This window comes from Streptomyces xanthii (assembly GCF_014621695.1).
In the GTDB taxonomy this organism is placed as follows: Bacteria; Actinomycetota; Actinomycetes; order Streptomycetales; family Streptomycetaceae; genus Streptomyces; species Streptomyces xanthii.
The window spans coordinates 171,085-196,801 of record NZ_CP061281.1; the positions used below are offsets into that span (position 1 = coordinate 171,085).

Below are 25,717 nucleotides of genomic sequence, written 5' to 3' on the forward strand. Positions count from 1 at the left end.
GGTCACTCCTTTCCGACCGAAGGACTGCGGAGCTCCTTCTCGGCCCGCGCCACATGCCGCTTGACCGCCGCGAAACTGTCGGGTGCGACGGAGATCGAGTCGAGGCCCGCCGCGACGAGGACCGCCGTGAACGCGGGGTCGTCGCTGGGTCGTTGACCGCACAGACCGACGGGCCGGCCGGCCCGGTGGGCGAGGTCGGCGAGCCGCTCGATGCTGCGGACGACGGCCGGGTCGCTCTCGTCGAAAACATGGGCGAGCGCCTCCGAGTCGCGGTCCACGCCGAGGGTCAGTTGGGTGAGGTCGTTGCTGCCGATGGAGAAGCCGTCGAAGCGCTCGGCGAACTCCGTCGCCAGCACGATGTTGGCCGGGATCTCCGCCATCACGTAGACGCGCAGACCGTTCTCGCCGCGCACGAGCCCGTGCTCGGCCATCACGGCGAGGACCTGGTCGGCCTCGCCGAGCGTGCGGCAGAAGGGGATCATCACGATCACGTTCGTCAGTCCCATGCCGCCGCGTACCCGGTTCAGCGCGCGGCATTCGAGGGCGAAGCCCTCCCGGTAGCCGTCGCTGTAGTAGCGGCTCGCCCCGCGCCAGCCGATCATGGGGTTGGCCTCGTCCGGTTCGAAGGGCCGGCCACCGAGCAGCTTGGCGTACTCGTTCGTCTTGAAGTCGCTCGTGCGGACGACGACGGGCGCGGGCCAGCGGGAGGCGGCGATCCGGGCGATACCGCGCGCGAGGTGGTCGACGAAGTACTCGCCCCGGTCGAGGTAGCCCTCGGTGAGCCGGTCGACGACGTGCCGGTCGTGACCGTTCAACCGCTCCGGGTGGAGCAGCGCCATGGGGTGGACCTTGACCTGGTGGGCGACGATGAATTCCAGCCGGGCGAGCCCCACACCGTCGGCGGGCAGCCGCCACCAGCGGAACGCGGCCGACGGGTCGGCCAGGTTGAGCATCACCCGGGTGCGGGTGGCCGGCAGTTCCGTGAGGTCGGTCTGCGTCTCCTCGTACGGGAGGAGTCCTTCGTAGACACGACCGTTCTCGCCCTCGGCGCAGGAGACGGTGACAGGCTGTGCGTCGCGCAGGCGCTGTGTGCCGTTGCCGGTGCCGACGACCGCGGGGACGCCGAGTTCACGGCTGACGATGGCGGCGTGCGAGGTGCGGCCACCGTGGTCGGTGACGATGGCCGCGGCCCTTTTCATGACCGGTTCCCAGTCGGGGTCGGTGATGCCCGTGACGAGGACGCCGCCCTTGGGGAAGCGGTCCAGGTCGACCGGTGCGTCCAGCAGGACGACGGGACCCTGGCCGATCGACTCGCCGACCGCGCTGCCCGTGACGAGCGGCCCGGGCGGGGTGACGGTGAGCCGTCGGCGGACCAGTGTCGCCGCCCGGCGCCGGGACTGGACGGTCTCCGGGCGTGCCTGCACGATCCACAGGTCGCCTGTCAGCCCGTCCTTGGCCCATTCGAGATCCATGGGACAGCCGTAATGCTCCTCGATCGCCACCGCCCACCCGGCCAGCAATCGGACCTCGCTGTCGTCCAGCACCCTCTGGTGGCGTTCACCGGCGGGTGTCTCGACCGTGCGGGTCAGTCCCGAGTCCGCGTACACGGTGCGCAGCCGCTTCGCGCCGATGCGTACGTCGATCACCGGGTCGAGCGCCGGGTCCTTCATGCTCGGCTTGAACACGGTGTACTCGTCGGGGTCGACCCGGCCGCTGACGACGGTCTCCCCCAGGCCCCAGGCGGCGCTGACCACGATCACGCCGGGAAAGCCGGTCTCCGGGTCGAGCGTGAAGGCGACGCCCGCGCCCGCCAGGTCGGAGCGGACCATCACCTGCACCCCGACGGAGAGGGCGACGGCCAGGTGGTCGTAGCCCATGCGTTCGCGGTAGTCGATCGCCCGGTCCGTGAACAGGGACGCGTAACACCGGCGGCACGCCTCCACCAGCGCGTCCGGGCCTCGTACGTTGAGGTACGTCTCCTGCTGCCCGGCGAAACTGGCCTCCGGCAGATCCTCCGCCGTCGCACTGCTGCGCACGGCCACGTCGGGGTCCTTCCGGCCGACCTGTTCGCCCAGGCGCGCGTACGCGGTGAGCACCGCGTCCCGCAGCGCGGCCGGCAGAGGTTGGGCGAGGACGAGCGCACGGACGGCCTCGCCGACCTCGTCCAGGGGTGCCCCCTGGTGCAGACGGTCGATCAGTGCCCGTACCCGCTCGCGCAGTTCTCCGCTGTCGAGCAGCTCGTCGTACGCTTCGGCCGTGGTGGCGAAGCCCGGCGGCACACGGACACCGGCGGCGCCCAGCTGGTTGGTCAGCTCGCCGAGCGAGGCGTTCTTGCCGCCCACCCGTCCGACGTCGTGGCGGCTCAACTCGGTGAACGGGACGACTCGGCTCGGCGATCGCATCGCTTCCTCCACGGTTCCCACCGTCGTCTCAGTACGGGAGCGGTCGACCGGAGGGCGTCCTCAGGTCGAGAGGGCGGGGCCGGCGCGGTGACGGCGGCCGGCGGATGATCCGCGTCTGTTCCATCGTGCTCACCTCTGGGAGCCCGGACGGCTCTTCGGTGTCGCCCTTGTCCTCCTACGGTGCCTGCCGCGCAGTGCCGCTCCCAGTGCCGAGGGGGCAGGCGGCGGGACCGGTCGGCCCAACGGGGGCGGGGGCCGGAGGGCCCCGGACACCGACGGAGCGTGTCCTGTCCTCTCACACGTCCGACTCGGTGGAACGGCGTTCCTGGGGTACGACGGCGACCGGGCAGGACGCGTGGTGCAGGGCGCGGTGGGCGACTCGGCCCAGTTCCAGGCCGACGACGTGCCGTTGCCGGCGCGCTCCGACGACCAGCAGATCGGCCGCGGCGGAGCGCTGGATCAGCACCCGGTGCGCGGGGCCTTCGACGGTGGCCCGGTGGTACCGGACTTCGGGGTACGCGCGCAGCACCGGTTCCAGCGCTTTGTCGAGGAGCTCCGAGGCCTGGTGGGCACTGTAGGAACGGGGTGCGCCGACGAGGAGGGGGTGGTCGACCTGCTCATGGGCGGGTTCGCGCCAGGTGTGCACGACGTCGAGGTCGACGTCCCGGACGGCCGCCTCGCGAAAGGCGAAACGCACGGCGGACGAGTCGACGTCGTGTTCGCCGACGGCCAGCAGGACGCGCTGGTGATGTGCCTCGAGAGCGTGCCGGTCCCCACGGACGACCACGACGGGGCCGTGGCACCGTGCGGCCACGATGAGCCCCACCGATCCGAGCAGCAGATCCCGGACCTCGCCACGCCCTTGGGAGCCGACGACCACCATCAGCGCCTCCTGCCCCTCCTGGAGCAGTGCGCCGGCCGCGTCCTCGGCGAGCACCTCCCCGGACAGGGCCAGGCTGGGGGCGCGGGTCCGGGCCCGGTCCTCGGCCATGCCGACGATGTTCTCCGCCAGCACCTGTCCCGAGGGCCGGTCCGTCGCCCACCTGGGGACGACGCCCTCGTACCGCTCCCACAGCGAGGCGTTCACGATACGCAGCGGGTGCCCGTGCCGTGTCGCTTCGTCGACCGCCCAGTCCAGGGCTGTGAGACTGGCGTCGGATCCGTCGACGCCCACCACCACGGACGATCGCATCGTCCTCACCGCCTCCGGTTCGTGAAGTGGATCGTTCCCACACTCGCCCCGGGCGGCGCGGTGCGGGTAGGGCCGGTCGGTCCCCGTCCCGGCCCTGACGGACCTCGTTCACCGCTGTGCGGCCGCCGGCCTCTCGCCGGCATGCACCGCGGTGCGGTCCGAGGATCTCTCGAGGTCGCGCGCGTGGTCCCTCCGGCCCGAGCGCGAAGCACGGGGGCGCCGGCTCATGGTTCGCCCGCACCGTCGAGACTCTCGGGCCCGAGTGTCCGCTCACGCGGTCGGGCGCAGCCGCACGGCGGTGACCTTGTACTCCGGGCAGGACGTCGCCGTGTCCGCGTGCGGGGACGTCAGGGCGTTGACTCCGTCGGCGGGGAAGTGGAAGGCGCAGAAGACCTGCCCGGGCGCCGTGTCGGATCCCACCCGTGCGATCAGCCGGGCCCGGCCGTGCCGGCTCTCGACGGTCACCGGGGCACCGTCGCGTACGCCGTGGCGTGCGGCGTCCAGCGGGTGCAGGTCGAGGCGTCCCTGCCCGTCGAGAAGGAGGTTGCCGCCTCGCCGGGTCATGCTGCCGGAGTTGTAGTGGGCCCAGCGGCGTCCGGTGACGAGCAGGAGCGGGTAGTCGGCGTCCGGCACCTCGCCGGGCGGCAGGTAGGGGGCGGCGCTCAGGTGGGCGCGGCCGTCGCCGGTGGCGAACTCCCGCGTGTACAGGGTGGATTCGCCAGGTCGGTGGGGGGATGGACAGGGCCAGGGCACCGCACCCTCCCGGTCGAGCCGGTCGTACGAGAGCCCGGCGAAATCGGGTGCCAGCCGAGCGCACTCGGACAGGGCGTCGGCGGGGGTCGGACAGCCCAGGTCGGCGCCCATGGTCCTGGCCACGGCGTGCACGACGTCGAAGTCGGTGCGGGCCGTACCCGGGGGCCGGACGGCGGGACGTACCCGCTGGAAGCGGCGGTCGAAGTTGACGAACGTGCCGTCCTTCTCGAGCCAGGACGCGGCGGGCAGGACCACGTCCGCGTGCCGGGCCGTCTCCCCGAGGAACAGCTCGCTGACGACGACCATGGGGCACGCGTCCAGCGCTTCGGCCACCTGACGGCTGTCCGGGTCGGTCGCGCACACGTCCTCGCCGATGATCCACAGGGCGCGGAGCCGGCCTTCGCGGGCGGACCGGAACATGTCGGGGATCCTCAACCCGGGTCGCCGCGGGACCTGCTGGCCCCAGACCGCTTCGGCACGGGCCCGCGCGGCGGGGTCGGTGACCGGGCCGTAGCCGGGCAGCAGGTCGGGCAGGGCGCCCATGTCGGAGGCTCCCTGGACGTTGTTCTGGCCACGCAGCGGGCTGATGCCGTAGCCGTGGCCCGTGCCGCCGACGGCGCCGCGCAGGACGGCCAGATTGGCCAGGGTGCGGACGCCGTCGGTGCCGTGCAGGTGCTCTGTGACGCCGAGTCCGTAGACGATCGCGGGGCGGGCGGCCCTGCCGTAGGCCCGTGCCGCTGCGGTGATGTCGCCGGCGGGAACGCCGGTGATCTCGGCGGCGCGCTCGGGCGGGTAGTCGGTCAGGAGCGTGCAGAGTTCGTCGAGCCCGGTGGCGCGCTCGGCCAGGAAGTCCTGGTCGATGAGGCCCTCGGCGACCAGGACGTGGGCGAGGCCGTGGAAGAGCGCGACGTTGGTCCCGGGACGGGGCCGCAGGTGGAGGTCCGCGTGGCGGGCGAGGCCGACGTTCCGGGGGTCGGCGACGATCAGGGTGGCGCCGTCGAGGGCCGCGCTGAGCAGTCGCGCTCCGACGACGGGGTGCGCCTCGACGGGGTTGGCGCCGACGACGAGCAGGCAGTCGGCCCGTTCCACGTCGTCGAAGGAGTCGGTGCCGCCCGCCCGTCCGAAGGCGGCGGTGAGTCCGGCGGCGGACGGCGCGTGGCACAGGCGGGAGCAGTTGTCGACGTTGTTGGTGCCTATGCCGGTGCGCAGGAACTTCTGGACGAGGTAGTTCTCCTCGTTGGTGGCGCGGGCGGAGGAGATCGCGGCGACCGCGTCGGGACCGCCCTGTTCCATGGCGGCCCGTAGTCCGGCGGCGACGGCGTCGAGCGCCTGGTCCCAGGTGGCCGGTGTCAGGACGCCGTCCTGGCGGACGAGGGGTTCGGTGAGGCGCTCGGCGGAGGTGAGGTATCCGTACGAGAAGCGGCCCTTGACACAGGCGTGCCCGCGGTTGACCGGACCGTCACGGGCCGGCAGGACGGCGGCGACCGAGCCGTCCCGTACGACGACGTCGAGGGTGCAGCCCACTCCGCAGTACCCGCAGGTGGTGCGGACCGTGTCGGGGCGGGGGCTCCGTGAGGTGATGCCCCGGCCGGGTCCGGGCTGGGTGAGGGCTCCGGTGGGGCAGGTGTCGACGCAGCCGCCGCAGGCCACGCAGTCGGACTCGGCCCAGAGGCCGCCGGTGGCGGGGGCGACGGCCGTGTCGGATCCGCGTCCGGTGAGGGTGAGGGCGAAGGTGCCCTGTACGTCGGCGCACATGCGCACGCAGCGTCCGCAGGCGATGCAGAGGTCCTGGTCGAGACGGACGTAGGGATGGGTCTCGTCGGGCTCGTGGCGGTGCGGGGCGGCGGCCGTCGCGGGGGCGATGCCCAGGATGCGGGCCGTCTCGGCGAGTTCGCCCGGCGAGTCGTCCGCGAGGGCGTCGGGCGGGAGCGCGGAGGCGATGAGGGCGACGGCTTCCTGCCGCAGAGCGCGGAGTTCCTCGCCCGTGGTGTCGACGCTCATGCCCGGCGCCGCGGGTGTGACGCAGGCGGCGACGGTCCGTCCGTCGGCGCGGACGAGGCAGGTCCTGCAGGATCCGACCGGCCTCAGACGGTCGTCGTGGCACAGGGTGGGCAGCCACGCGCCGACGGCTCGCGCCGCGTCGAGGAGGCTCGCTCCTGCGGGCAGTTCGACGGGCGCGCCGTCGACCTGAAGTCGTGTCACCGCTCCCACCCCGCCAGTACGTCGCCGTAGGCGCGGGTGAGACTGCGTACGGCCTCGGGCACCCGGCGGCCGAAGGCGCACAGGCTCGCCTCACTCATCAGGCGCGCGAGCCGCTCGTACGACTCCCCCGGCGTCTCGCCACTGTTCTGCGCGAGCTCCAGGCCCCGCCGTGTTCCGATCCGGCACGGCGCGCAGGCGCCGCAGCTCTCGTCGGCGGCGAATTCCCACACGTGGCGCAGCAGAGCCCGTGGGTCGGTGTCCGCGTCGAAGGCGACGCAGCCCGCGTGGCCGAGGGCGGCGCCCCGGTCGGCGAGCGCCCGCGAGGTGAGCGGGACGTCGAGGGCGTCCCCCGCGAGGAATCCACCCAGGGGGCCGCCGATCTGCAGGGCCACGAGATCACGGCCGTCCTTGAGCCCGCCGCCGAACCGCATCACGATCTCCTCCACGGAAGTGCCGAGTTCGACCTCGTACGCACCGGGCCGCGCGAACCGCTCGGACAGGCAGACCAGTTTCGTGCCGGTCTCGTCCGGTGTGCCGCGCCGCGCGTGTGCCGCGCCGCCGTGCCGGACGATCCAGGGCACCGCGGCGAGTGTCTCCACGTTGTTCACCACGGTGGGCGCGTCCCACAGGCCCCGGTCGGTGGGGTACGGCGGTCGGGCGCGGGCGACACCGCGTCCGCCCTCCAGGCGGGCGATGAGCGCCGTCTCCTCGCCGGCCACGTACGATCCCGCCCCCGCGACGATCTCGACGTACGGACGCGGTCCGGGCTCCTCGGCCGACCCGGCGAGGTCTCCGGCCGCCACCGCCTCCTCGACCGCCCGTCGCATCCTGGCGGTCGCCTCCGGGTACTCGGAGCGGACCAGCACGATGCCGTGCCGGGCCCGGCAGGCGAAGCAGGCCAGCGCGAGTCCGGCGAGGACGCGCCGCGGGTCCTGTTCCATCAGCAGCCGGTCCGCGTAGGAGCCGGGGTCACCCTCGTCGCCGTTCACCACGACGACCGCGTCCGGGCGGTCTGCCACAGTGGACCATTTGGCACCCACGGGGAAGCCGGCGCCGCCCCGTCCCCGCAGTCCGGAGGCGACGGTCTCGCCGAGCACGTCGTCAGGGCAGAGCCCGGTCAGGGCTTCCCGCCACACCTCCCAGGCGCGGTCCCCGTTCACGATCCCGGCGAGCAGGACCGGTGCCCCGGTGGTGTCACGGGCCGGAAGGCCGGGGGCGCGCGGCTGTGCCCGGCCGGCCAGCTGGTCGGCCAGGTCGGGGCCGGCGCGGGGGCGGGTGCCGTCGAGCGCGGCGGGGCCCGCGTAGCAGTAGCCGAGGCAGTGCACCGCCTGCAGCGAGGTCCGTCCGTCGGCGTCGGCCTGTCCGGCCGTGACGCCGAGCGCCTCCTCCACCTCGGCCAGGTGCCGTCCGCCACGGGCGGCGAAACACGCGGTCGCGGTGCACACGCGGATGTGCCGCTCACCGCGCGGGCCGGCGAGGTCGGCGAAGTAGGTGGCAGGTCCCAGTCCCGCGGCACGAGGCAGTCCGCTCGCCTCGGCGACCTGGGGCGCCCACGTCTGCGGACCCTGAGTCGTGGTCTCCCGTGCTCGCTCCAGCGCGTCCGCAAGTCGGCCGCCCCGCGCCGCATGCCGTGCGGTCAGTTCACGGAGCGCGTCGCCGGTGCCCGCGGTACCCATCGTCACGTCCTGTCGGGGACGGGTGCGGAGGAGGTGAGCCGGCAGTCGACGTCGACGACGCCGTCCACGCTCTGGCAGAGGCGGAGGACGACCGGCAGGAGGCCGGGGTCGGGCACGCTCCCGCTGAGGGTCACCAGGCCGTCGTCGACCTGCACGGTGACGGCCGAGACCGGCACGGCCAGGGCGTGGGTGAGGACGTCCTCGATGATCTCCTCCTGGATCTCGTGATCCCGCCGCAGGAAGAGCCGGATGAGGTCGCTGCGGCTGAGGATGCCGATCACCCGGCCGTCCGGCTCGACCACGGGCAGCCGTTTGACCTGGTTCTGCCGCATGACCCGGGCGGCGCGCACGACGCTCCACTCAGGGCGGGCGGCGACGGCGGGACTCGTCATGAGCCGCTCCGCCGTGCTCGCGACGTCCGGGGAGCGACGGCGCAGCAGATCCGCCTCGGAGACCACACCGATCAGGTGGTCCGCCTCGTCCACCACCGGCACCGCCGTGATGTCGAAGTCCGTGAGCAGCCGCGCGATCTCCTTGAACGGGGTCGCACGCCGGACGGTGACCGCGGTGGGCGTCATGAGATCCGCGACGGCTCGATGTCTCATAGCGGCGGCTCCCTCACACCTGTGTCCCGCTGCCGTACGGCGCGTAGAGATCCAGCAGGCGGACCCGGGCGGCCAGCAGACGATGGGCGAGGACGTCCGCGACCCAGAGAGCGATCGCCGAGCCGAAGCGCGGGTCCGCGTCCATCAGCAGGCGCACGCGGGCCGCGTCGAACTCGTAGGTGCGCACCGGGCTCGTCGCCTCGGCGCCCAGGTGCCACACGTACGGCTTGAACAGCCATGAGCAGCCGACCAGTTCACCTGAGTCGAGCCGCTCGATGACGGCCGGGCGCCTGCCCGGGACGTGAGCGTCGAGCGTCACGGTTCCCGACCGCACGACCCAGAACCGGTCGGCGTGGCCACCCTCGTGGAAAAGGCGCTCCCCCGCGTCGAAATTGACCTCGCGCGCCAGCTCCATCAGCTGCGCGCGGCAGTCGGCGGGCATCCCCGCCGAGATGCGGGTGGGCGACGGTGTGCTCATGGTGGCCTCCTCGGTCCGTGCCATCTCCAGTCTCGGCGGCCCCGTCCGGCCCGGACATGAGCCCCGTGGGCCCCTCCATGGGGCCGACCGGCCCAAGCGCGCGCCCGCGGCCGGACACGGGCAGGTGGTCCGCCGCCTCAGGGCCCTGTGGCCCCACGGCATGCCCTGCGCGGCCCTGCCCGCCGCCCTCCCCGGGGCGAGACCCTGTGAGGGAAGGACTGGAGGACACCATGACCACCGTCACCGCGATGAGGACGCTGCTGGACGAGTTGCCCCAGGACTCCCGCGACCGGCTCCTGGAGCACTCCCGCCCCGTCCACTTCCCCGCCGGAGCACGCATCTTCCGCGAGCGGCAGCACGCCGACCGCTTCTGGATCATCGCCACCGGCCGGGTCGAGCTCGACGTCCATGTCCCCGGCCGTCGCAACGCGACCGTGGACACCCTGGTCGGCGGTGCGCTGCTCGGTTGTTCCTGGCTCATGCAGCCCTACCACTGGCATCTCGGCGCCACCGCGGTCACCCGGGTGGAGGCCCTCGAGTTCGACGCGCAGGCCGTGCGGGAGCTCTGTGCCCGGGACCCGGCCGTCGGCGAAGCGGTCTTCGCGTGCGTCGCCGCGGCCATGGCACGGCGCCTGCTGTCGACCCGGAGCCGCATGGTCGACCTCGACGACCGGGCACAGCGGGCGGGTCTGGACTCGCTCGCCTACGCCCGCTGAGGTACCCCGGTCGGCCCGCCGCGGGAGCCGACCGGCCCACGCGGGGCAGCACGGCCGCGGCGCAACCTGAAGGTGTCCCTCCCGAGGGGCAGGGCCCGTACGCGAGGCGTTCCCCGTACCCGACCGAGAAGCGTGAGCACCATGACCAGGACCCAGCACACCGGGCCGCAGGCGGCCGCCGAAGGAACGAAGACCTCCACCCGGGAGTCCCCGGCGACCGGTGTCGGCGGGCAGTCGGATCTCGGCCGGCGCCTGGTCGCCCGCCGTGAGGCGCTCGGGCTGAGCCGTGAGGATCTCGCCCGGCTCTGCGGCGTGGACGGGAACTACATCGGCTACCTGGAGGAACACGCGGCCTCACCCTCCATCGGCACCCTGGTACGGATCGCCGACGCCCTCGGAGTCACCGTCGACGATCTGACCGGTGCGAGCTCCGGCCACGTGCAGGGCCGCTCCTCCGAGCGGCGCGACGCCTCGCTCGAAACACTGGACACGGCCGAGTGCCTCCGGCTGCTCGGCACCCATGGAATCGGCCGCATCGCCGTCTTCACCGTCGAGGGGCCCGCGGTCTTTCCCGTCAACTACCTGGTCACGGGAGACACGATCGCGTTCCGCACGGCGGCGGAAGCCGTCATCGCGAGCGCGACGGAGACCGAGGTCGCCTTCGAGATCGATCGAATCGACGACGTCACGGCCGAAGGGTGGAGCGTCCTGGCCGTCGGCGAACTCGAAGCCACCACGGACGAGGAGCAGCGGAACCTGAGTGCGCTCGCCCGCTCCCGGCCCTGGGCGGGAGGTCCTCGCACGCTCTGGATGAAGCTCGACCCCGTACGGCTCACCGGCCGTCGTGTCGTGCACCGCTGAGGCGCGCCACGCGGACGGACGATCAGGACCCTGGAGGAACGTCATGTCGCACACCACCGAATGGACCGCCCGCGTCCATCTCTTCGAGGAGGACCGCTCCACGACGGCGCGGGTCGACCTCGACACCGGCACCACGCGTCTCACGGAGCGCGGCACCGCGCGCTGCAACCCGGTCGACACCGATGTCCCCGAGATCGGCGACGAGCTCGCCGCGGCCCGCGCGCTGGAGAAGCTGGCCGGCCGGCTGAAGGGCATCGCCTATCAGGACATGAAAGCCGCCGGGAACGACCGTGCGCCCGGCACCGAAGCGGAAGACGGCTGGCCCGACATGGGCAGGTGAGTGGCGATGATGTTCTGGTACGACCATGACGTGAGCGGCTGGGGCTGGTTCGCGATGTCGGCCGGCATGATCCTCTTCTGGGTGCTGATCATCACCGTGGCGGTGCTGCTCTTCCGCGCTCTCGACCGGCCGCACGAGCACACGCACGCGCCCGCCGCCCCCTCGGCGGAGGACATCCTGCGCGAGCGTCTGGCCCGCGGTGAGCTGGACGAGGAGGACTACCGGAGCCGGCTGAACACGCTGCGCGGCGGCCCGGACGCCACACGCTGAGGCGACCTCAGCCGCGCGGCAGGCGGACGGTGAAGGTCGTCGCGCCCGGCTCGCTCCGCACCGCGACGGAGCCGCCGTGTGCCTCCGCCACCGCCGCCACGATGGACAGGCCGAGCCCCGTGCCTCCTCCTTCGGCGCCGCGCGGTCCGCCGCCGTGCACGAACCGTTCGAAGAGGTGGTCCTGGAGTTCCCGCGGGATGCCGGGGCCGTCGTCCGTGACGGTCAGGACGGCCGTGCCGTCCGTGTCCCGGTCCAGGCCCACCGTGACGGACGTCCCGGCCGGCGTGTGGTGGCGGGCGTTGGCGAGGAGGTTGGCGAGCAGTTGCTGGAGCCGGTGGGCGTCTCCTCCGACGCTCACCGGTTCCTCGGGGAGCCGCAGGGCCCAGCGGTGTTCCGTGCCCACGGCGCGGGCGTCGGCCACGGCGTCGAGGACGAGCCGGGTGAGGTCCACCGGTTCCCGTTCCAGCGGCCGCCCGGCGTCGAGCCGTGCGAGCAGGAGCAGGTCGTCGACCATCGCGCCCATGCGGCCGGACTCCGCGGCGATCCGTTCCAGCGCGCGCGTCACCTCGGGCGGTACGGGGCCGGGGTGCAGCAGGGCGAGTTCGGCATGTCCGCGGACCGAGGCGACCGGCGTGCGCAGCTCGTGGCTGGCGTCGGCGGAGAAGCTGCGCAGGCGCTCCTCGCTGCGCTGCCGCTGGGTGAGCGCGTTCTCGACGTGCCCGAGCATGCGGTTGAAGGCGAGCGTGACCTGGTCGACCTCGGCGCTGCGCGGCCTTGTGTCGGGGACGCGGGCCGGGAGGGCGACCTCGCCGCTGGCGAGCGGCAGTTCGCTGACCCGGGTCGCGGTGCCGGCGATCCGGCTGAGCGGACGCAGCGACCACCGCACCCACAGGGCTCCCGTGATGCCCGCGCCGACGAGCGCGATGCCGAAGACCCCGCCGGCGACGAGCTCGAGCCGGCGCACCGCGTCCTCGACGCCGCGCAGCGGGAGCCCGGTCATGAGCGTGTCACCGTCCCGGCCGGCCCAGGCCATGACCCGGTAGTCGCCGAGCGCGGACAGGTCGACGCGGTGCCCCCGTCCGTCCACGGGCACCGCGGCCAGTGCGCGCCGGTCGGCTGCCGACAGGTCGGCGGTGAGTCCGGCGGGGTCGTCGTCGCCGCGCACCACCGCCGCGTCCACGACCCGTCCGTCGCGCTCGTAGACGCCGAGCGTGCCGGCGGCCTGCCGCCGTGTGTCGGCGTGCTCGTCGCCGTCGTGATCGTTGCCGGTGCCGCCGGAGTCGGGCGCCGCGCCGGGATGTTCGATGCTCGCGGGGAACGCGCTGCCCGCAGCCGAGAGCTGCTGGTCCAGCCGCTCGGTGAGGAACCCGTTCAGCTCGATGACCGCCGCTCCGCCCACCGCCGCGCACCCGACGGCGAGCAGCACGAGGAGCCCCGCCGTGAGCCGGGCGCGCAGCGTGCGCAGCCGGGGCCGGAGCCACTTCACCGGCTCACCGGCTTCAGAACGTAGCCCGCGCCCCGCACGGTGTGGATCATCGGTGCGCGGCCCGCGTCGATCTTCTTGCGGAGATACGAGATGTACAGCTCGACCACGTGGGCCTGGCCGCCGAAGTCGTAGGACCAGACCATGTCGAGCAGCTGGGCCTTGCTGAGGACCTGCCGTGCGTTGCGCATCAGGCAGCGCAGCAGCTGGAACTCGGTGGGCGACAGGTCGACCGGCTCGCCGCCGCGTGTCACCTCGTGCGCGTCCTCGTCCAGTTCCAGATCCCCTACGACGATCAGTGAGGCGGCCTCCCGTTCCCTGGTCATCCCGGCGCGGCGCAGCAGTCCGCGCAGCCGGGCGACGAGCTCGCCGAGGCTGAACGGTTTGGTCACGTAGTCGTCGCCGCCCGCTGTGATCCCGGCGATCCGGTCCTCGACGGTGTCGCGCGCGGTCAGGAACAGCACGCACACGTGCGGCTGGGCGGCACGCAGCTCGCGCAGCACGGCGAGCCCGTCGCGGTCCGGCAGCATGATGTCCAGGACGACGGCGTCGGGCAGGAAGTCGCGGGCCGTGCGAACGGCCTCGCGCGCCGTGCCCGCGCTGCGCACCTCCCAGCCCTCGTAGCGCAGCGCGCCGGTGACGACCTCGGCGAGATCGGGTTCGTCGTCGACGACCAGGACGCGCACCGGGGCGCCGTCGGGGCGGGTCATGCCCGCGGGGCGTGAGTTCATGGCCTCGTCAGCATCTCGCGCCCGCCTCTGAGTTTCCTCTGAGAACACGCGGAGCCCCACAGCCCCGCAGGCCCGGCGAATCCCCAGGACAGAGCCCGCACGAGCACCTCACGCCGGGACTTCGCTGAGAGCTCGCTCAGAGGTTGGCGGATCACAGTGGCACCAGTCCACCAGCCACCGAGGAGACCGTCATGGCCACCGCGACCCGTCGTCCGCCGCCGATGACGCACCGCGCGCCCGGCCCGTCACGCCACCGGGTGACCGCCGCGCTACTGCTCACCGCCGCCTGGACGGGCGGCTTCGCCGTGCTCGCCCTGTGGTGGCGGGACACGGACGCCGTCGTCGGCACGGCCGGCTGGCTGACCGGCGTCGGCCGGATCACCGGCCTGCTGTGCGGCTACATGTGCGCCCTGCTCGTCGCGCTGATGGCACGTGTGCCCTGGCTGGAGACCGGGGTGGGCAGCGACCGCAGCGCGCGCTGGCACGCGTCGGCCGGCCGCTGGACGATCGGCCTGCTGCTCGCCCACATCGTCTTCATCACCCTCGGCTACGCCGCCCAGGCCCACACCGGCCCGCTGCCCCAGCTCGCCACGATCGTCCTCGACCTGCCCGACATGCTCAAGGCCACGGCCGGCGGCGTCATCCTGCTCGCCGTGGGCTACACGTCCGTACGGGCCGTACGCCGCAGACTGCGGTACGAGACCTGGTACCACCTGCATCTGCTCACCTACGCAGCCGTGTTCCTCGCCTTCTCCCACCAGCTGTCCACCGGCGCCGACTTCGTCGCGAGCCCGGGTGCGCGGGCCGCCTGGTACACCCTCTACATCGGTGTGGCCTGCCTCGTGATCTGGTTCCGCGTCCTCACTCCGGTGCGGCTCAATCTGCGCCACCGCATACGCGTCGACGCCGTCGTGCCGGAGGCACCCGGTGTCTCCTCCGTCTGGCTGCGTGGCCATCACCTCGAAGACATCGGCGCCCAGCCGGGACAGTTCCTGCGCTGGCGCTTCCTGGCCCCGGGCATGTGGCTCGCGAGCCACCCGTACTCCCTGTCGGCCGTGCCCCGCGGCGACCTGATGCGCATCACGGTCAAGGCCCTGGGCGACCACAGCGGCGCAGTCGCCGGACTGCGGCCCGGCACACGCGTCTGGGCGGAGGGACCCTACGGCGCGCTCACCGCCGGGCGGCGCAGCCGCGACAAGGTGCTCCTCATCGCCGGAGGCACCGGCATCACACCGCTGCGCACCCTGTTCGAGACCCTGCCCGCCCGGCCCGGCGACCTGACCCTCCTCTACCGCGCCCGAACCCCCGACGAACTGGCGCTGCGCGGAGAGCTCGAGGCCATCGCCGCGCGGCGCCAGGCCCGCCTGGTGTACGCGCTCAACACTCCCGAAGGCCGCCGCGCCCCGATCACGGCGGACGGTCTGCGCGCGCTGCTCCCCGACATCGAGCGCCACGACGTCTACCTGTGCGGCCCGCCCGGACTCGCACAGGCCGCGTACGACGCCCTGCGCACCGCCGGAGTCCCGGCATCCCGCATCCACCACGAGTCGTTCGAACTGTGAGCCCCGCCATGCGCGCCCACTCGCTCCGCCGCACCCTGCTGACCTGCGTCGCGACCGTCACCGTGACGGTCCTGGCGCTGTCCCTCAAACCGCACCACGTGGCCCCGGCCGCCGCGCCGGTCACGCAGCCGCCGCCGTCTTCGAGCACGGGCGGCGGCACGAGTCCGGGTACCGGTACGCGGACGGTCACCGGATCGACGGTCCAGACCCGCTACGGACCGGTCCAGGTGCAGGTCACCCTGGACGGCTCGAAGATCACGTCGGCGCGCGCCCTCCAACAGCCGGACGGCGACAGCCGCAGCAGGGAGATCAACGCGTCCGCGATCCCCGTGCTCGTCCAGGAGACCGTCAAGGCGCAGAGCGCCCAGGTCGACGCGGTCTCGGGAGCGACGTACACGAGCGAGGGTTACATGACCTCGCTCCAGAGCGCGTTGGACCAGGCCCATGCCTGAGCCGGGAGGGTCCCCCGGCCTGCGTCGCGTGGTGCGCACGATGGGCACGGTCTTCTCGTGCACGGTGCGCGACACCCCGAGCCCGGGGCTGCACCGGGCCCTGGACGAGGCCGAGGCACTGCTGCACCGCGCGGACGAGGTCTTCTCTCCGTACCGGCCCGACAGCGCGGTCTCGCTGGAGCGGGCGGGCGCCCCGGTGCCGAAGGCGTGGCGGGCGGAGGCCGACGAGGTCCGCGCCCTGTGCGAGGCCGCCGGATACGACACCGGGGGCCGGTTCGACGCCTGGTACGCCGGCCCGTACGACCCCAGCGGACTCGTCAAGGGATGGGCGGTCGAGCGCGCGGCCCGCCTGCTGCACGAGGCGGGAGCCGCGCACGTGTGCCTCAACGGCGGCGGCGACATCCAGCTGTACGGCGGCCCCTGGCGGGTCGGCATCGCCCACCCGCTGCGCCCGGACAGCTACGCGGCGGTCGTCGAGTCCGCCCAGGGTCCGCTCGCCCTCGCCACGTCCGGTCCCGCCGAGCGCGGCTGCCACATCATCGACCCGGACACGCAGGCCCCGCCCGGGAACGCCCTCGCGTCCCTGACCGTCCTGGCCTCCGGTCTGACCCGAGCCGACGTCCTGGCCACCGCCGCGTACGCGGTCGGCGCCGCAGGCGTCCGCGCATGGCTCGAGCAACAGCCGGGTGTGGCGGCGCTGGCGGTGGAGGAGGACGGCAGGGCATGGACGGCTCGGGGCATCGCGGCCCCGGATTTCACGATGCCCAGGATGCTGCGGAGGGTGGGCTGAGTGTCACGTGCCCCGTCCGTCCTCGCCGGTGTCCGGGCCACAGTCGTGCCGGGGCCTGCCGGACCAGACGGGTTCCACTTCCTCCCACTCCCGTTCCCAGGCGGCGAGCAGGTGCCGCTCGGTACGCCGACGCGCCAGGCGCAGACAGCCCAGCATGGTCAGCCCGGCGGTCGCCGTCACCAACGCCCCGCCGGAGAGGGCGCCCAGCGCCCGCCCGGCGACCGTCCCCGGAGGCTGTGCGGGTGCACCCGCGTCGTCGACCCAGAGCGGCACCGTCGCACCTTTGCCCGTTCCGAGCGGGACATCGATCTTCCCGGCGCGGGGCACGCCCGCGGGCTGCTCCCATCGCGCGGAGGCGACCGAACGCGGCTGGACCCCGTAGCGGGAACCGGGTTCGGGCAGGGTCCTGGCCGCCGCGGTCGTGACGGCGGTGACGTGATGCAGATGCGCGGCACGTTGGCTCTGGGCCTGTCCGTCGGCCCGCCACAGCGCGACCGCGGCCACGACTCCGCACACCAGAGCGATCATCAGCACCCGCAGGCGGAGGGCGCGCCCCCGGGTTTCCTCCGTGGGCAGTGCGGGCTCGGCGCCCGGGACCTCGAGTCGTGACATGCCACGCCTCCCGATGTGGGGTCAGGTAGCGGACGCCGGTGGTCCGGTCCGAGGGACGACGATCACCGGGCAGTCGGCCTGGTGCAGCAGTCCGTGGGCGGTCGAGCCCAGGCCCAGACCCGTGAACCCCCCGTGCCCCCGGCGCCCGACGACCAGCGCGAGCGCCTCGTGCGCCGTCACCGCCAGCTGTTGCACCGGACGGCCCTTGAGGACCTCCTCGCTGATCTTCACGTCCGGGTGGCGCTCCGCAGCGCCGGCCATCACCTCGGCCAGTGCCCGCTGCCCGGCGTGTCCTTCCGCCAGGTCGTCGTCCTCGAAGAGCGGCCGGGGCCAGACCCATACGGCGCGCAGGTGCGCGCCGCGCAGACTCGCCTGGTCGGCCGCGAAGTCGACCGCGGCCCGGCAGGACGCGCTGCCGTCGACGCCGACGACCACGGTCGGCGGGTGGTGCACGGCGTGCTCCGGGGACCGCACGACGGCGACGGGGCCGTCGGCCCTGGCGGTGAGCGGGAGGACGACCGAGCTCTCGGCGAGGACTTCCGCGAACCTGCCGAGACGACGTGAGCCCACGACGGTGAGCGTCGCGCGGGCTGCGCGTTCGCCCAGGACCGCGGCCGGCGGACCGTCGACGAGTTCCGTCACCGGCGACAGACCCGGGTGCAGGTCACGCAGCAGGTCGTCGGCGTCGGCGAGCGCGGAACCGGCCCGGACGCGCAGCGCGGCTCCATGGTTGACCGCGTCGTACGCGAGGTGGTCGTGGACGGGCGGCACCGCGCAGACCAGATGCAGCCGCAGGCCCCGGCATGTGGCTTCGTCGGCGGCCCAGAGCAGGGCCGGGACGGACAGTTCCCGGGGATCGACACCGACCACGACCTCGTTCATGTGCTCTCGCCGCCGGTCGGCTCCGCATGAGCCGTGGAGTGCGGCACGATCTGCACGGGGCAGTGGGCGTGATGGATCAGGGCGTGCGCCACGCGCCCCAGGGCGGGTCCGACGCCGAGCGGCCGTCCTCCCCTGCCCATCACGATCAGATCCGTGTGCTCGCTCGCCTGGATCAGGATGCCCGGAGTGCTCGTTCCGGGCTCCACATGGTGGGCGACCACGAGCTCCGGACAGGTCTCGCGGACCCGGTCGGCGAGGTCCTTGAGCGCCTGCACCCGCTTCTGCGCCATGCCGTCGAGGTCGTCGAGCATCGTGGCGACCTCACCCACGTGCGTGAACACGTTCCACACGCTCACGAGCCGCAGCACGGCCTTGCGCGCCTCGGCCTCCGCCGCGGCGAGCAGCAGCCAGTCGAGATCCTCCGCATCATGCACCGCCGCGGTCACGGAGGCATGGTGCGGGCGATCCGCGTCTCCTCGTACGACGATGACGGGCCCCTGGGCACGGGCCGCCACGCCGAGACCGACCGAGCCGAGCATCAGTGCCGCGAATCCGCCGAGGCCACGGTTGCCGACCACGACCGTTCCCCGGCCGCCCGCCGCGGCGCGGAGCGCTGCGACGGGCTCCTGGCGGCTCAGTTCCCGTGTGACCGTGAGGCCCGGGTGTTCGGCTCCGACCGCCTCGGCGAGCTCGATGAGCAGATCCCGTCCGGCCTCCCGTACGTCCTGGATGGTGTCGGCGTCCGTGTACAGCATCCGCCGGTCCGTGTCCGTGGCATGGACGAGGTGCAGGGAGCACCCGCGCCGTTCGGCCTCCTCGGCCGCCCACAGCGCCGCCGCGTGTGCCGAGGGAGATCCGTCGACACCTGCCACGATGCTCCCGAGTTCCGCCTTCTCCGGGACCTTGTTCTCCATGGCTCCTCCTGGAACGACACCTCTTACGCTCGCACTTCCGCGAATCCCGCAGACATGGGCCGTTCGGTCCAGAAAGAGGCCTGCCCGGCCCTGATGCGAGAGCCGACGCGGACGGACGCTGGAGGTAGTCCCCTCAGGAGGTGCTCCCATGACCACCCAGGTCGTCGTCGGCGTGGACGGATCCGAGGAGAGCGGAGCCGCCGTGTGCTGGGCCGCGCGGGATGCCGCACTGCGCGGGATCCCGCTGCGCATCGTGCACGTGGAGGAGCCTGCGGACCCGTCACAGACCCCCGAGCCCTACCTGCGGGAGGCGGCCGACCGGGCCGAGCGGCTCGTGCGGGAAGGCACGAAACTGGCTCGTGAGGAGGTGTCCGGTCTCGAGGTGAGCGGCGAGCAGCTGCACGGGCGAGTGGCCGAGTGGCTCACCGCCGCGGCCGACGAGTCGGATCTGATGGTTCTGGGGTCGCGGGGGCTGGGTGGGGTGCGCGGATTCGTCGCGGGCTCGACGTCGCTCGCCGTCGTCTCCCTGGCGCGCCGGCCCGTCGTTCTCGTGCGCGCACCCGGCCGGCCCCGAGCGGGCGACGCGGTGGTCGCGGGTGTCGACATCCGTGAAGCGTGCGAGCCGCTGCTGGAGTTCTCGTTCGCCGAGGCAGCGCGCAGGCAACTCCCGCTGCGATTCCTGCACACCTGGACCTTGCCCCTCTCGGACGGCCACGCGGCCATCGTGGACCCTGGCATAGGCGAGGAGCTGGGCGGCCACCTGCGTACCCGCCTCGACACGTTGCTGCTCCCCTGGCGGCAGCGGTACCCCGACGTGAAGGCCGTGAGCGCGGCGGTCGTCGGATCCGCCGCACATCAGATGGTCGAGGCCTCACAGGATGCGGGACTGGTGGTCGTGGGCCGCCGTGACCGCACGGTGCCGGTCGGCCCGCACCTCGGTCATGTCGCCCACGCCGTCATCCATCACAGCCCCGCGCCGGTCGCCGTCGTGCCGCTGGCCTGAACACATCGTGCCGAATCCGGAGAGGACACCGAGGAGGTGGCCCTGATGCACACCGAACCCGCCGTGCCGTACACGGTCAGTGACGTCATGACGCACACGGCGGTGGCGATCGGCGAGAACGCCCCGTACAAGGAGATCGTCGCCCTCATGGACCAGTGGAAGGTGAGCGCCCTGCCCGTGCTCGCCGGCGAGGGACGCGTCATCGGCGTCGTCTCCGAGGCGGATCTCCTGGTCAAGGAGTCCTTCAGAGGGAAGGATCCACGGCCTGAGGATTTCGCCGCAGCGGCCAAGGCGGGAGCGGTGCGCGCCGGGGAACTCATGTCCAGCCCCGCGGTGACCGTGCACGCGAACGCGACCCTGGCCGAAGCCGCCCGGATCATGGCCCAGCGCAAGGTGAAACGCCTGCCGGTGGTGAACGACATCGGCCTCCTCGAAGGCATCTGCAGCCGGAGCGACCTGCTCAAGGTGTTCCTGCGCGAGGACGCCGAGATCGCCGCGGAGATCCGCCGCACCGTCCTCGCCTCCGACGCCCTGGCCGGGCTCTCCGTCACCGTCGACGAAGGCGTGGCCACCGTGCGGGGCGCGCTCACCGACCGTTCTCTCGTGCCGCTCGTCGCCCGGGCGATCCAGGGTATGGAGGGGGTAGTCGCTGTCCGGCTCGAGCTCGCCTCCCACCGGGACACCGTCTGACGGACAATGTCGGTAGGGCGCGCACGACGCGTCCCACCGACCGTTTCCGGCTTCAGGGGGCGCGATGAACGAGCAATCGGCAGCGATTACGTCCGGGCCGGCCACCCGGGTCTTCCTTGTGGACGACCACGAGGTCGTCCGCCGGGGCCTGCGTGACCTGATCGACGACGAGCCCGACCTCCAGGTGGTCGGTGAGGCCTCCACGGCGGGCCAGGCGCTGGCCCGGGGCCCGGCCCTCGCGCCCGACGTGGCCGTCCTCGACGTGCGACTGCCCGACGGGGACGGGATCGGGGTGTGCCGGGAGCTGCGGTCCCGGATGCCCGGCCTGGCCTGCCTGATGCTGACCTCGTTCGACGACGACGACGCCCTGCTCGACGCCATCATGGCCGGAGCCGCCGGCTACGTCCTCAAGCAGATCCAGGGTCCCGACCTCGTCTCGGCCGTACGCACCGTGGCCACCGGCCAGTCCATGCTCGACCCCGCCACGACCGCCCGCCTCATGCACTCCCTGCGCGACCCCGAAACCGCGAAGTCCGCGGAGGACGAGCGCCTCGCAGCCCTGTCCGAACGGGAACGTTCCGTCCTCGACCTCATCGGCGAGGGGCTCACCAACCGGCAGATCGCCCAGCGGCTCTACCTCTCCGAGAAGACGGTCAAGAACCACATCTCCCGCCTGCTCGGCAAACTCAGCGTCGAACGCCGCGTCCAGGCCGCCGTGATCGCCGCACATGCCCATGAGGAGCACACCGACACCTGACGGTGCCCGAGGTCATCACCCTTGGAAAGCACGCCGGAGCAGCCGTGCCGCGAGCAGGCTGACGGGAACGCAGGCCGCGGCCAGGGCCAGGCCGGTCCACCCGAGCGCGCTGGTGTCGAGGACGGTCCGCAGGAACGGCACGTACAGCGCCGCCGCGGCGAGTACGGCGGATGCCAGGACCGCGAGGGGCAGCAGCAGGTTCTGCCAGGTGAACAGGCGGTCCCGCAGCCCGAGGACGACCCCGAGCTGTGCGGCCAGCAGCGCGAGGAAGAGGACACTCTGCCAGGCGAGGCCGAGCCCCTGGGCGGTCAGTCCGGCGCCGAGAGAGGTCACGGTGACGACGGCCGAGAGGAGGAGCAGTCGCTGCCACGCGCCGTCACCGAGGATGTGCTGGTCCGGCGGCCTCGGAGGCCTGCGCATCGTCCCGGGGGCCGTGGGTTCGGCGCCCATGGCGACGCCGGTCAGGCCATGGGTGAGGAGATTGATCCAGAGGATCTGCCCCGCCCGCAGTGGCAGGGGCAGTCCGAGCACGGGGCCGGCGAGCATCACGAGGATCTCCGCGGCGCCGCCCGCCATCCCGTAGACGAGGAACCGTCGGACGTTGTCGTAGACGCGGCGCCCCTCCTCCACGGCCGCGACGACGGTGGAGAGGTCGTCGTCCGTGAGGACCAGATCGGCCGCCTGCCGCGCGACCTCCGTTCCGCGTGCTCCCATGGCGACGCCGATGTCGGCCCGCCGCAGCGCCGGTCCGTCGTTGACTCCGTCACCGGTCATCGCCGTCACGGCGCCGGCGGCACGCCAGGCCTCGACGATGTCCAGCTTCTGCTGGGGATCCGTGCGGGCGAAGATCCGTACCGACGTGAGGTCGGCGACACGGCCGGCGGCCACGTCGGCGCCGGTGACGACATCGGCCTCCGCCTGATGGCCCTCGCCCAGAAGTCCCACGCGCTCCGCGATCGCGCGAGCTGTCGCCGGATGGTCGCCGGTGACGAGCACGGGCGTGATGCCGGCGGCACGGCAGTCCGCGAGCGTACGCCCGGCGTGCGGCTTCGGCGGATCGCTCAGCGCGACCAGACCGAGCAGCGTCAGTCCGGACTCGGCCGCGGTGAGCGGGTCCGGCACGTCGTCGCGCCGGCCCGAGGCGACGGCGAGCACCCGCCGGCCCCGTGCGGCGTACCGCGCGGCCTCGTCCCGCGCCCGCGCGATGGTGTCCGGCCCGGCATCGATCACCCCGGGGACGAGCACAGCCTCGGGGGCGCCTTTCAGGCAGACCAGGATCTGGCCCCCGGCCGTCCGGTGCAGGGTCGTCATCCGCTTGCGGAGGCTGTCGAAGGGGACTTCGCCGATGCGCGGGCAGCCGGTGCCGAGTTCCCCCTGGCCCGGACAGCCGGTCTTGGCCGCGGCCGCGAGGAGCGCGGCTTCCATGGGGTCGCCGAGCGCCGTCCAGCGGCCGTCCGGGCTCGTCGGATCAGGGGGGCGCAGGGTGGCGTCGTTGCACAGGGCGGTGGCTGTCAGGAGCTCTCGTACCGGCGCGAGTTCGCTCTCTCCGGCCGCTCTCCCCCCGACTCGGGCCTCGCCCACGGGCTCGTAGCCGACGCCGGTGAGTTCCGTGCTCCCCCGGGGTGTCCACACCGAGTCGACCCTCATGCGCCCCTGGGTGAGGGTGCCGGTCTTGTCGGTCGCCAGGACGGATACCGAGCCCAGAGTCTCCACCGCCGGCAGTCGGCGCACCAGGGCGTGCCGCGCCGCCATGCGCCGGGCGCCCAGGGCGAGCGCGAGGGTGACGACGGCCGGCAGCGACTCGGGGACCGCCGCGACCGCGAGGCTGATCGCGGTGACCGCCATCGTCCCCGGTGGGACGCCGCGGAGCAGCCCCAGTCCGAGGACCAGCAGACAGAGGGCGAGGGTCACCGCGGCGAGGGTGCGTCCGAGGCCCGCGAGCCGGCGCTGCAGCGGGGTCCGCTCGTGCCGGTCGTCGAGGAGGGCGGCGATACGGCCGAGGGCGCTGGACGCGCCGGTCGCCGTGACGGTCGCGACGCCCCGGCCGCGCACGACGACCGTACCCGCGGCGAGCACGGCCCCGGCGTCCTTGTCGACGGGGACCGACTCGCCGGTGAGCGTGGACTCGTCCAGCAGGAGAGCCGACGCCTCGGCGAGCTCCGCGTCGGCCGCGACGATGTCGCCCTCGCCGAGGACGAGAACGTCGCCGGGGACGACCTCCACGGCCCTGACGGCCCGTACGGTTCCACCGCGTCGCACCCGCGCGTGCGGGGCGCTCATCGCCGACAGGGCGGCGACCGCGTTGTCCGCGCGGACTTCCTGGGCGACACCGACGGTCGTGTTCACGACGACGACCAGCCCGATGACGACGGCGTCCGGGTGGTCACCGATGGCCAGGGTCAATGCGACGGCCCCGAGCAACACCAGGATCAGCGGATCGCGCAGCTGGCCGAGCACCCGGGTGTGGAGCCGCACGTGTCGTCCGGTGGCCACCTCGTTGGGGCCCGATGCGACGAGGCGTCCGGCGGCTTCCGTCTCGGTGAGTCCCGCCGGCTCGGGGGCCTGCACGGACTCCCGCGCGGGCGACGCCGGTGTCATGCGGCGCTCACTCGGCGGGAACGGTGATCACGGGGCAGTGGGCGCGGTGCAGCAGGCCGTGGACCACGGACCCGACCCGCATGCCGGTGTAGCCGCCGCTGCCCCGGCGGCCGACGACGACGGCGAGCGCGTGTTCGGCGGCCTCCGCGAGCCGTTCGACGGGCGAACCGACCAGCACTTCGTGGGTGATCCGGAGATCGGGGTACTTCTCGGCCCAGCCGGCGGTGGCCTCCGCGAGCAGTCGCCGCTCGCCGTCCAGCCCCGCCCCCTCCTGTCGCAGGGAGAAGAGGGGAGGCTGCCGAACAGCGACGGCACGCAGCAGGCAGTCCCTCAGGTCCGCCTCCTCGCAGGCGAGCGCCAGCGCGGCCTGCGAGGCCGTGCTCCCGTCGATGCCCACGACGACGTACGGCGGTTCCTGGGTGCTGTGCTCCGCATCGCCCACGACGACGACCGGACAGCGCGCCTGGGCGGTGACGGGGAGCACGAGCGAGCCGGCACTGAGGAATTCCTCGGTGCGGCTCAGATGCCGCGAACCGAGAACCATCATGGCGGCATGCTGCGCCAGGCCGGTCAGCACGACCGCCGGGACTCCCTCCATGACCGCCGCGCTCACGCTGAGCCCGGGATGCCGCGTCCGCGCTCCTTCCGCCGCGCGGTTCAGCGCCTCCGACGCCGCCTCGGTCCGTGCGCGGTGCCGCGCGGCGTCGACGGCGTGCCGGGTGTCCGGCGCGGGCTCCACCACGACGACGAGCCGCAGCGCCAGACGGCGCCGGTGGGCCTCGTCCGCGGCCCAGGCCGTCGCCAGCGGCCCGGTGCGGGCGGGGTCGACGCAGACCACGATCTCGTGACGCTCGCCATTTCCGGTCATGGTGTCGCTCCCGGTGTCGGTTTCGGCTGCCACTGCTCTCACCCTGGCATCCGGTGCGCGAGAGGTTGAGGGCCGCTGGGGGCAGAGGTGGGGCCAAAGGTCCCGGCGTGGGATGCGACGCGTCGTCCTGCGGCCCGGTCGGGCCCGAGGCTGGACCGTTCGGCCCTCACGGTCCGGGCGTCGTCCGGGGGACGGTGGAACCAGGGGACGGCCCACCCGCCCTGCGCCGCGCACTGGAGGCCACGATGAAGCACCTGAAAGTCGGCGATCTGATGCAGAGCGACGTGGTCGGCGCCCGTCCGGGAACTTCGCCCGGAGACGTGGCGAGGCTGTTCACGGAACACGGCATCAGTGGTCTGCCCGTCGTGGACGAGGACGATCATGTCGTCGGTGTCATCTCCAGGAACGATCTGACCGCCCGTCCGGCAGGCACCGTGCGGGACCTGATGACCGTGCCCGCCGTGACAGTGCACGCTCAGGCGCGGGCCGCCGACGCGGCCCGGCTGATGGTGCGGCGCGGCGTCGCCCGCCTGCCGGTGGTGGACGAGGAGGCGCGGCTGGTCGGCGTGGTGACGAGCCTCGATCTGCTGTCCGTGTTCCTTCGCCCCGACTCCGAGATCCAGCACCGCATACAGAACGAACTGCTCGTGGGAACCCTGGGCCTGTCGCCGGGCATGATCGACGTGCACGTTCTGAACGGCGTGGTGGTGCTCGGCGGCCGGATCGCGGACCGGCGCGAGGGCGAGCTGCTGCTGCGGCTCGCCGAAGGAGTCGAGGGTGTCGTCTCCGTCGTGGACCGGCTCACCGCCCGCGACCACGGTGAGGAGCTCACCTCATCCGGCCGAGCGGCTCGGGAAGGGTCCACGTGACCGGCCGGCGC

The 25,717-nt window shown here is 73.2% G+C and carries 24 protein-coding genes; 11 read left to right on the forward strand and 13 right to left on the reverse strand.

What is annotated here, in order from left to right; translation table 11 throughout:
• Positions 1 to 2: 2 nt before the first annotated feature.
• From ppsA to IAG42_RS00835, 6 genes are all read right to left on the reverse strand, one after another.
• On the reverse strand, positions 3 to 2,402 hold the full coding sequence (gene ppsA / locus IAG42_RS00810; protein WP_188335044.1) for a phosphoenolpyruvate synthase: 2,400 nt from the start codon (positions 2,400 to 2,402) through the stop codon (positions 3 to 5).
• Between the two features lie 295 nt (positions 2,403 to 2,697).
• Complete coding sequence (locus IAG42_RS00815) at positions 2,698 to 3,594, reverse strand: universal stress protein (RefSeq protein ID WP_188335045.1); 897 nt, start codon at positions 3,592 to 3,594, stop codon at positions 2,698 to 2,700.
• 270 nt (positions 3,595 to 3,864) lie between these two features.
• On the reverse strand, positions 3,865 to 6,549 hold the full coding sequence (gene fdhF, locus IAG42_RS00820) for a formate dehydrogenase subunit alpha (protein ID WP_188335046.1): 2,685 nt from the start codon (positions 6,547 to 6,549) through the stop codon (positions 3,865 to 3,867).
• Positions 6,546 to 8,225 carry an NAD(P)H-dependent oxidoreductase subunit E gene (locus IAG42_RS00825; RefSeq protein ID WP_188335047.1) on the reverse strand — a complete coding sequence of 560 codons (1,680 nt, stop codon included), beginning with the start codon at positions 8,223 to 8,225 and terminating at the stop codon, positions 6,546 to 6,548. The genes fdhF and IAG42_RS00825 overlap by 4 nt, the downstream gene beginning before the upstream one ends.
• 2 nt (positions 8,226 to 8,227) lie before the next feature.
• Positions 8,228 to 8,830, reverse strand: a complete 603-nt coding sequence (locus IAG42_RS00830; RefSeq protein ID WP_188335048.1) for a CBS domain-containing protein — start codon at positions 8,828 to 8,830, stop codon at positions 8,228 to 8,230.
• Positions 8,831 to 8,843: 13 nt separating this feature from the next.
• On the reverse strand, positions 8,844 to 9,308 hold the full coding sequence (locus tag IAG42_RS00835; protein WP_223205793.1) for a Crp/Fnr family transcriptional regulator: 465 nt from the start codon (positions 9,306 to 9,308) through the stop codon (positions 8,844 to 8,846).
• Between the two features lie 230 nt (positions 9,309 to 9,538).
• On the opposite strand from IAG42_RS00835, the gene IAG42_RS00840 reads away from it, so the two are divergent.
• From IAG42_RS00840 to IAG42_RS00855, 4 genes are all read left to right on the forward strand, one after another.
• Positions 9,539 to 10,024: a Crp/Fnr family transcriptional regulator gene (locus tag IAG42_RS00840; protein ID WP_188335050.1), complete on the forward strand. Its 486-nt coding sequence runs from the start codon at positions 9,539 to 9,541 to the stop codon at positions 10,022 to 10,024.
• 141 nt (positions 10,025 to 10,165) lie between these two features.
• Entirely contained in the window at positions 10,166 to 10,885 is a 720-nt protein-coding gene (locus IAG42_RS00845; RefSeq protein ID WP_188335051.1) for a helix-turn-helix domain-containing protein, read from the forward strand.
• Positions 10,886 to 10,928: 43 nt separating this feature from the next.
• Entirely contained in the window at positions 10,929 to 11,225 is a 297-nt protein-coding gene (locus tag IAG42_RS00850) for a dsRBD fold-containing protein (RefSeq protein WP_188335052.1), read from the forward strand.
• Between the two features lie 6 nt (positions 11,226 to 11,231).
• Positions 11,232 to 11,495 carry an SHOCT domain-containing protein gene (locus tag IAG42_RS00855; protein WP_188335053.1) on the forward strand — a complete coding sequence of 88 codons (264 nt, stop codon included), beginning with the start codon at positions 11,232 to 11,234 and terminating at the stop codon, positions 11,493 to 11,495.
• A 7-nt stretch (positions 11,496 to 11,502) separates the two neighbouring features.
• Here the strand turns inward: IAG42_RS00855 and IAG42_RS00860 are convergent, their stop codons facing one another.
• On the reverse strand, positions 11,503 to 12,981 hold the full coding sequence (locus tag IAG42_RS00860) for a sensor histidine kinase (protein ID WP_188335054.1): 1,479 nt from the start codon (positions 12,979 to 12,981) through the stop codon (positions 11,503 to 11,505).
• Positions 12,978 to 13,709, reverse strand: a complete 732-nt coding sequence (locus tag IAG42_RS00865; protein ID WP_317453289.1) for a response regulator transcription factor — start codon at positions 13,707 to 13,709, stop codon at positions 12,978 to 12,980. The genes IAG42_RS00860 and IAG42_RS00865 overlap by 4 nt, the downstream gene beginning before the upstream one ends.
• A gap of 191 nt (positions 13,710 to 13,900) precedes the next feature.
• Here IAG42_RS00865 and IAG42_RS00870 point away from each other — a divergent pair, with 191 nt between their 5' ends.
• The 3 genes from IAG42_RS00870 to IAG42_RS00880 are packed head-to-tail and all read left to right on the forward strand — an operon-like array spanning position 13,901 to position 16,513.
• The gene (locus tag IAG42_RS00870; protein WP_188335055.1) at positions 13,901 to 15,271 is read left to right on the forward strand and encodes a ferredoxin reductase family protein; all 1,371 of its coding nucleotides are present in this window, start codon (positions 13,901 to 13,903) and stop codon (positions 15,269 to 15,271) included.
• 8 nt (positions 15,272 to 15,279) lie between these two features.
• The gene (locus IAG42_RS00875) at positions 15,280 to 15,723 is read left to right on the forward strand and encodes an FMN-binding protein (protein WP_188335056.1); all 444 of its coding nucleotides are present in this window, start codon (positions 15,280 to 15,282) and stop codon (positions 15,721 to 15,723) included.
• Entirely contained in the window at positions 15,716 to 16,513 is a 798-nt protein-coding gene (locus IAG42_RS00880; protein ID WP_188335057.1) for an FAD:protein FMN transferase, read from the forward strand. The genes IAG42_RS00875 and IAG42_RS00880 overlap by 8 nt, the downstream gene beginning before the upstream one ends.
• A gap of 3 nt (positions 16,514 to 16,516) precedes the next feature.
• On the opposite strand, the gene IAG42_RS00885 is transcribed toward IAG42_RS00880, so the two are convergent.
• The 3 genes from IAG42_RS00885 to IAG42_RS00895 are packed head-to-tail and all read right to left on the reverse strand — an operon-like array spanning position 16,517 to position 18,921.
• Entirely contained in the window at positions 16,517 to 17,125 is a 609-nt protein-coding gene (locus IAG42_RS00885; protein WP_188335058.1) for an Rv1733c family protein, read from the reverse strand.
• A gap of 21 nt (positions 17,126 to 17,146) precedes the next feature.
• Positions 17,147 to 18,007 (reverse strand): universal stress protein, encoded by an 861-nt coding sequence (locus tag IAG42_RS00890; RefSeq protein ID WP_188335059.1) that lies wholly within the window; start codon positions 18,005 to 18,007, stop codon positions 17,147 to 17,149.
• Complete coding sequence (locus tag IAG42_RS00895) at positions 18,004 to 18,921, reverse strand: universal stress protein (RefSeq protein ID WP_188335060.1); 918 nt, start codon at positions 18,919 to 18,921, stop codon at positions 18,004 to 18,006. The genes IAG42_RS00890 and IAG42_RS00895 overlap by 4 nt, the downstream gene beginning before the upstream one ends.
• A gap of 148 nt (positions 18,922 to 19,069) precedes the next feature.
• Here IAG42_RS00895 and IAG42_RS00900 point away from each other — a divergent pair, with 148 nt between their 5' ends.
• From IAG42_RS00900 to IAG42_RS00910, 3 genes are all read left to right on the forward strand, one after another.
• Positions 19,070 to 19,924 (forward strand): universal stress protein, encoded by an 855-nt coding sequence (locus IAG42_RS00900; RefSeq protein ID WP_188335061.1) that lies wholly within the window; start codon positions 19,070 to 19,072, stop codon positions 19,922 to 19,924.
• A gap of 45 nt (positions 19,925 to 19,969) precedes the next feature.
• Positions 19,970 to 20,614, forward strand: coding sequence for a CBS domain-containing protein (locus IAG42_RS00905; protein ID WP_223205794.1), 645 nt, complete (start codon positions 19,970 to 19,972; stop codon positions 20,612 to 20,614).
• Positions 20,615 to 20,678: 64 nt separating this feature from the next.
• A complete protein-coding gene (locus tag IAG42_RS00910; protein ID WP_188335062.1) occupies positions 20,679 to 21,371 on the forward strand; it encodes a response regulator in 693 nt (230 codons plus the stop codon).
• Positions 21,372 to 21,386: 15 nt separating this feature from the next.
• Here IAG42_RS00910 and IAG42_RS00915 read toward each other — a convergent pair whose 3' ends face one another.
• Together IAG42_RS00915 and IAG42_RS00920 are read right to left on the reverse strand one after the other, a co-directional pair.
• A complete protein-coding gene (locus IAG42_RS00915; RefSeq protein WP_188335063.1) occupies positions 21,387 to 23,969 on the reverse strand; it encodes a cation-translocating P-type ATPase in 2,583 nt (860 codons plus the stop codon).
• A gap of 7 nt (positions 23,970 to 23,976) precedes the next feature.
• The gene (locus IAG42_RS00920; RefSeq protein WP_317453290.1) at positions 23,977 to 24,870 is read right to left on the reverse strand and encodes a universal stress protein; all 894 of its coding nucleotides are present in this window, start codon (positions 24,868 to 24,870) and stop codon (positions 23,977 to 23,979) included.
• 212 nt (positions 24,871 to 25,082) lie between these two features.
• Between IAG42_RS00920 and IAG42_RS00925 the strand changes: the two genes are divergently transcribed.
• A complete protein-coding gene (locus tag IAG42_RS00925) occupies positions 25,083 to 25,706 on the forward strand; it encodes a CBS domain-containing protein (protein WP_188335064.1) in 624 nt (207 codons plus the stop codon).
• Positions 25,707 to 25,717 lie beyond the last annotated feature (11 nt).